The sequence below is a fragment of the Desulfobacter sp. genome (assembly GCF_050177295.1).
The window spans coordinates 1-6,290 of sequence record NZ_JBFXHE010000264.1; the positions used below are offsets into that span (position 1 = coordinate 1).

The following is a 6,290-nucleotide window of genomic DNA, read 5'->3' on the forward strand; positions in this document are numbered from 1 at the left end:
TGGCCGGAACACTTGGCATTGACTTAACCGAACATAATTTTGCCAAATCCGGCACCATGGATCCTGTGACAACCTCCAAGGACGGCGTGTATGTCTGCGGTGTTTTTGAAAGCCCCAAAGATATTCCTGAAACCATGGTCCAGGCTTCTGCTGCCGCCTCCATGGCAGGTACGGCCGTGACCAGTGAGGCATGGATTGAAGACGCAGGTCTTTATCCGCCCCAAAGAGATGTTGAGGGCGAAGATACCAAAATCGGTGTCTTTGTTGTTGACTGTGACGGGGAAATCGGCCAGGCTCTGGATATTGATAAAATTTTGGAAAATGCCAAAACCAATCCTGATGTGGCCGTGGCAGAAGCGTTTAAACTGAGCTGTTCTTTTGAATCCATGGAAAAGATTGAAAATCTGATCAAGGAGCAAAAATTGAACCGGGTGGTCATTGGTTCCGGTTCTCCGAGGATTCAGGAGATCATGTTCCAGGATATGCTCAGACGCGCAGGACTCAACCCTTACTTGCTTGAGCTGGTTAATTTAAGAGACCAGAATGCTTGGGCACATAATGACGCCCCGGCCAAATCCCTTGAAAAGGCCTTTCAGCTGGTTCAGGCCGGTATCTCCGGCGTCAGAAAAGCAAAACCCCTGGCTGAAAATATGCTTCCCACAAGCCAGAATGCCCTTGTTGTGGGCGGCGGTGTCACCGGTATGACATCTGCCCTTGAACTGGCTGACCAGGGCACGCTTACCTACCTGGTGGAGAAAGCGCCGATGCTGGGCGGCCAGGCATTGAACCTGTCCCAAACCATCGAAGGTGATGATGTGGCAGCCTTTGTTAAAGATCTTGTAAACAAGGTGTCTGCCCACGAAAATATCAAGGTGCTCACTGACGCTGTCATTGCAGAACACAAAGGTGTACCCGGAAAATTTACCACCGGCGTTAAAATGGGAACCAGCACTGAACAGATTGACCATGGCGTCACCATCCTTGCCACAGGCGCGACGCCCAATCGTCCGGTCGTGTATGGCCTGGGCGAACTTGACAAGGTCATGACCCAGCTTGATCTTGACGCAATCCTTGAAAATGATGAAAGCAAAATCAAGGCTATGGGACAGGTGGTTATGATCCAATGTGCCGGTTCCAGGGAAGCGGACAATCCCAATTGTTCACGGATCTGCTGCCAGGCTGCCGTTAAAAACGCCCTGCGTCTTCTGGAAGTCAACCCTGACATTGAAATTTTTGTTCTTTACAGGGATATCCGGACTTACGGGTTCCAGGAAGATTATTACAAAACAGCCCGGGATAAGGGTGTGAAGTTCATTCGTTTTGACCTTGAGCATCGTCCGGTTGTCCGGGAAGAAGCGGGCAAGACTATTGTCCTTGCCCATGATTTCATCCTGGGACAGGACATTGAAATTGAAGCAGACTGCGTGGCTTTAAGCACCGGTTTGGTTGCCAACACAGATACCAACAAGGAACTATGCGGTTTGTTCAATCTGCCTAAAACCGAAGACGGTTTCTTTCTGGAAGACCATGTGAAGCTCAAACCCGTTGACATGGCGCTTCGCGGATTCTTTGTGGCCGGTACGGCCCACTCTCCCAAGGTGATACGTGAAAGCATCACCCAGGCCCATGCCGTTGCAGGCAGAGCCAGAACCATGCTGGCTAATAAAGAGATTACCCTGGGGGCTGCCTTTGCCACAGTTGATCCGGTCAAGTGCGCGGTCTGCCTGATCTGTGTCAGAGCCTGTCCTTATGATGTTCCCTTTATCAATACTGAACGGCATTCAGAAATTGATCCGGCCAAGTGCCGCGGCTGCGGCATCTGTGTTGCCGAGTGTCCGGCCAAGGCCATTCAGTTAACGACTTGGGAAGATGATCAGATACTGGCTAAACTTGATGGTTTATTTGAGAGGGTATAACTAATGAGCAATTTTGAACCTGAAATCGTTGCCTTTTGCTGTCATTATTGTGCATATACCGCAGCAGACATGGCTGGCACCAGGCGGATTTCATATCCGTCCAATGTAAAGATCATACGGGTGCCCTGCACCGGCAAAGTGGACGCCATCCACCTGATGAAAGCCCTTGAAAAAGGAGCAGACGGTGTATATGTGGCGGGTTGTCTGGAAGGGGACTGTCATTTTAAAGACGGTAATCTACATGCAGCAGCCCATGTGGAAAAAATTAAAAAGATCCTGGAAGAACTGGGCTGGGAACCTGAACGTGTGGCCATGATGCACTTTTCCGCAGGTATGGGTGAAAAATTTGCCCAGGCTGCCAAAGAATTTACAGAAAAGATTAAATCCCTGGGGCCAAGCCCGGCCACTCAGACAGTAGGCAAGGCCGTTTAAAAAAAGCGGCCAATGCAATCTTAAAAATTTGTTGCATACGCTTGTCTTGTCTAATACATAAAAGAGATTTAACAGGTTATTTTTTATATAAAACTTTTGGAGATTAAAACATGATAACAGCAGAACAAAAACCCCTGCAGGAAATTTTCGGGTACATTGCGCCCTATGAAAAAATACTTGTGGTCGGCTGCAACGAATGTGTTACTGTTTGTGCAGCAGGCGGCAGAAAAGAGGTGGGGCTTCTGTCTTCCGCCCTTCGCCTGCACAGTGCGAAACAGGGCAAAAAGCTTGAGGTTCTGGAACATACCCTGGAACGTCAGTGCGATCCGGAATATGTTGAACAACTTGAGGAACTGGCCGGTCAAGTGGACGCCATTGTCTCCCTGGCCTGTGGCTGCGGGGTTCAGACCGTTGCGATCAAATATGCGATTCCGGTTTTTCCGGGTGTAAATACCAAGTTCATGGGTGCGTCCGAAAGCCAGGGCATCTGGGCCGAGCGCTGTATGGGGTGTGGGGACTGCATGCTGGGCGTTACCGGCGGTATCTGTCCTGTTGCCCGTTGTTCGAAAAGCCTGATGAACGGCCCATGCGGCGGCAATTCCAACGGGAAATGTGAGATCAGCCAGGATGTGGATTGTGCATGGCAATTGATCTGGAACCGCCTGGTGGAACTGGGTATCCAGGATCGGTATGAAGAACTGGTTGCGGCAAAGGACTGGCGTCCTGCAGGCGGCGGCGGACCCAGAAAAATTATCAGGGAAGATTTGGCGGCGTCCAAAATTATCACGGAGGACATGGCATAATGAAAACTGAAAGCAGACTGGAAAAAGTACTGGCCTCGGGCCAGCTGGCAGTAACCTCTGAAGTAGGTCCTCCCAGAGGATGCAATGTTGACATTGTCAAAGAAAAAGCCAACATGATCAAAGATTATGTGGATGGCATCAACATCACGGACAACCAGACCGCCATGGTCAGAATGTCCTCCATTGCAGGCGGTACTATCATTAAACAGATGGGCCTTGACCCCATTATCCAGATGGTATCCCGGGACAGAAACCGTCTTGCCATGCAGTCTGACATCCTTGGTGCTTATGCCCTTGGCATGAACACCATGCTCTGCCTGTCCGGCGACCATCCCCAGTTCGGCGACCATCCCATGGCAAAGCCCGTATATGACATTGACTCCATTAACATGATTAAAATGGTCAAGGATATGCGCGATGAAGGCAAGTTCCAGGGGGGAGCAGACATTACGGAACCGCCTAAAATGTTCATTGGTGCGGCAGCCAACCCCTTTGCGGATCCCTTTGAACTGCGTGTGATGCGTCTGGCCAAAAAAGTAGCTGCCGGCGTGGATTTCATCCAGACCCAGTGTATTTTTAACACAGCTAAGTTTGAAACGTGGATGAAACAGGTGGTTGACCGCGGCCTGGATCAGAAAGTGGCTATTCTGGCCGGTATCACGCCCATGAAATCCCTGGGTATGGCCAAATATATGAAGAGCAAGGTGCCAGGCATGGATATACCGGATGAGATCATTGACCGTCTTGCCGGTGTTGCCAAAGAGAAACAAGCCGAAGAAGGCATCAAAATGGCCATTGAGCAGATGCAGCGCCTCAAGGAATGCAAAGGCGTGAAAGGTTTCCATATTATGGCCATTGAATGGGAACAAAAGGTTCCCGAACTGGTGAAAGGTGCAGGGCTTTATCCCAGACCCCAGGTTTAAACGTGACATACTGATGCAGCTGTTTTTTTGCGACATGAGACAGCTGCTTCATAAATGTATAAAATAGCAGCAGACCGGGCAGGATTTAATGTCCGGTCTGTCTTTTAATAGGTGCTGTTGCAGGAGTTTTATTATGATGGAAAGCCAAGACCAGGATTTTTGGAACGTTCACTCTCTTACACTAATTGAAATGGCCTACGAAGCAGGTTCCAGAGAGCGGCTTGAAAATCCGGATGGATACGGTACCCGGACCGGGGTGTGCGGAGACAGTGTGGAGTTCTTTATCATGGTTGACCACAATAATTGCCTTAGCAATATTTCTTTTGATTTCAACGGCTGCATATATACGGCAGCATGCTGCAATACCGTGGTACATCTGGCCCTGGGTCATTCCATTGATAATGTTTGGAATATCACTCCGGATATGATTGCCGATTATCTTCAAACCTTGCCCGAAGACCATTATCATTGCGCCGAGCTTTGTGTTGGCGGTTTCTATCAGGCACTGGCAGATTATCAGAGTAAAAAATCTATAAAAAAGGATTAAAACATCATCTACGATTCAAACGACTTTCAAAAGTTGCAACATTTCATCCGGGGAATAAACCGGAAGCTTTGATACTTTAAAATCTTTCAGATTTCGCGTAATAATGGCATCCATGTAAGTATTTTCAGCTGACTGATAAATTACAGCATCTTCAAAATCGTTGAATTTCGCTTTTATGGCTCCATAAAGGACCGATTCATTGACCGGTGCAATTTCGAAAAGCGACATCAGACTTTGGATATGTTTGTCAGCATTATTTTTTCCAAAGGCTTTAGCTGTTAAATAATATATGGTTGTCACAGTTGTGGCACAAATTGATCCTGCCAGTTCTTTTTTTTCGACAAGGGACATGAGCATGCTTGCCGGTCCAGAAAAAGGGAGCCTGTCCAGCATGACGTCAAGAATAATATTGGTATCAAAGAGAACCTTCATAGGTATTTTTCTGCTAAATAGTTTGTATAATCTTTTTCGTCTACGCCTGCATCTTTAAGCGAGCCCTTTAAAAATTTTACCGTTGGGGTTAATTCGGTTGTTTCATTATTGCCTTGTTTTTCAAGAAGAATAAAGTAATCTGCTACCATTTGGGATAAAGATTTTCCCATTTTACTGGCATGGCATTTGGCTGATTTGATCAGACGATCATCAATCCTTAAAGTTAGTTTTGTATTCATAATTTTTCTCCAAAAAAAGATGACGTATATTTTGTTTTTAAACGTACGTCATATATGTTTTTTTGTCAAGGAACTTGATTTTGTAAATTATTGTCCTGTTGTAATGCTTAAGTTTATGGTTTATTTACAACGAGAACATCTTAATAGTGGATAAGTTCAAAGTTAATTATTATGCTTGTACAATAAAAAGAATAAGGTTGGCGTATATCTGGAAAAGGAGTGACGGGTGCAAAACTATCGTGAAGAAAATCTGGTATGCCTGAGATCAACCAATCAAAAGCTTTATAAACAGGTTGTTGACCATACGCCGGTGGAAATCGGGACCATTCTTCCTACTCAAACCGGGCCGACATTAAAATTTCATCAGCCCGGAGAAAAGTTCCAATACCTCTGCGATAGAAATGATGTAGTAGGGGCTGTTCAACAAAATTTTCCCATGCTGAAAAAAGAGGAAAACTTGAACAAGACAGTGTGCATCCTTACGGGAATGGGACTTGGGTACCGGCCCCTGGCCGCCCTGGAAATGCGTCAGGATATGTACCGGATGATGGTTATTGAACCCTGTTTAGATATATTTTGTACCGCTTTAACCTATGTGGATTTGCGCCCTCTTTTCCTGTCTGAAAAAGTAACCTTTTTTGTAGGAAAGATCGACTGGCAGCAGTTTGACGAAACCTTAGTGGGATTCCCCATTTCCGTAAATATTTTTTTTAGCAATTACATGATCCAATTTGATTGGAATAAAACGCTGTACACCGAGGCTGCCAACAAAGCAAGGGCCTATGCAACTAAAGCCATTTCAGCTAAAGGGGTGTTTGATAAATGTGGTGAACTGCTTTTTAAAAATAGAATCCGGAACATGGCACTGTTCCGGGAAGCCCGGAATGTGGATGTCTTGAAAGGGGCATTTCGCGGCAAGCCTGCCATCCTGGTTTCTGCCGGTCCCTCTTTGGATAAAAGTATGGCGGATTTATAAAAGGCCGTGGGAATATGTGTTT

Annotated in this window: 8 protein-coding genes; 6 read left to right on the forward strand and 2 right to left on the reverse strand. The window is 46.6% G+C overall.

Features of this window, described 5'->3' with window-relative positions; translation table 11 throughout:
- From AB7U36_RS16245 to AB7U36_RS16265, 5 genes are all read left to right on the forward strand, one after another.
- Positions 1-1,916: FAD-dependent oxidoreductase (locus AB7U36_RS16245; RefSeq protein WP_428160751.1), on the forward strand; the 1,916-nt coding region annotated here is incomplete at its 5' end.
- Between the two features lie 3 nt (positions 1,917-1,919).
- Positions 1,920-2,348, forward strand: coding sequence for a hydrogenase iron-sulfur subunit (locus tag AB7U36_RS16250; protein ID WP_428160752.1), 429 nt, complete (start codon positions 1,920-1,922; stop codon positions 2,346-2,348).
- 110 nt (positions 2,349-2,458) lie between these two features.
- Positions 2,459-3,151 (forward strand): methylenetetrahydrofolate reductase C-terminal domain-containing protein, encoded by a 693-nt coding sequence (locus tag AB7U36_RS16255; RefSeq protein WP_428160753.1) that lies wholly within the window; start codon positions 2,459-2,461, stop codon positions 3,149-3,151.
- Positions 3,151-4,074, forward strand: a complete 924-nt coding sequence (locus AB7U36_RS16260) for a methylenetetrahydrofolate reductase (RefSeq protein ID WP_428160754.1) — start codon at positions 3,151-3,153, stop codon at positions 4,072-4,074. Before AB7U36_RS16255 ends, AB7U36_RS16260 begins: the two co-directional genes overlap by 1 nt.
- Positions 4,075-4,207: 133 nt before the next feature.
- On the forward strand, positions 4,208-4,621 hold the full coding sequence (locus tag AB7U36_RS16265) for an iron-sulfur cluster assembly scaffold protein (protein ID WP_428160755.1): 414 nt from the start codon (positions 4,208-4,210) through the stop codon (positions 4,619-4,621).
- A 15-nt stretch (positions 4,622-4,636) separates the two neighbouring features.
- Here AB7U36_RS16265 and AB7U36_RS16270 read toward each other — a convergent pair whose 3' ends face one another.
- Both AB7U36_RS16270 and AB7U36_RS16275 read right to left on the reverse strand, forming a co-directional pair.
- The gene (locus tag AB7U36_RS16270) at positions 4,637-5,053 is read right to left on the reverse strand and encodes a type II toxin-antitoxin system VapC family toxin (RefSeq protein ID WP_428160756.1); all 417 of its coding nucleotides are present in this window, start codon (positions 5,051-5,053) and stop codon (positions 4,637-4,639) included.
- Positions 5,050-5,292 (reverse strand): DUF6364 family protein, encoded by a 243-nt coding sequence (locus tag AB7U36_RS16275; protein WP_428160757.1) that lies wholly within the window; start codon positions 5,290-5,292, stop codon positions 5,050-5,052. Before AB7U36_RS16275 ends, AB7U36_RS16270 begins: the two co-directional genes overlap by 4 nt.
- A 226-nt stretch (positions 5,293-5,518) precedes the next feature.
- On the opposite strand from AB7U36_RS16275, the gene AB7U36_RS16280 reads away from it, so the two are divergent.
- Positions 5,519-6,268 carry a hypothetical protein gene (locus AB7U36_RS16280; protein WP_428160758.1) on the forward strand — a complete coding sequence of 250 codons (750 nt, stop codon included), beginning with the start codon at positions 5,519-5,521 and terminating at the stop codon, positions 6,266-6,268.
- The last annotated feature ends 22 nt before the right edge of the window (positions 6,269-6,290 follow it).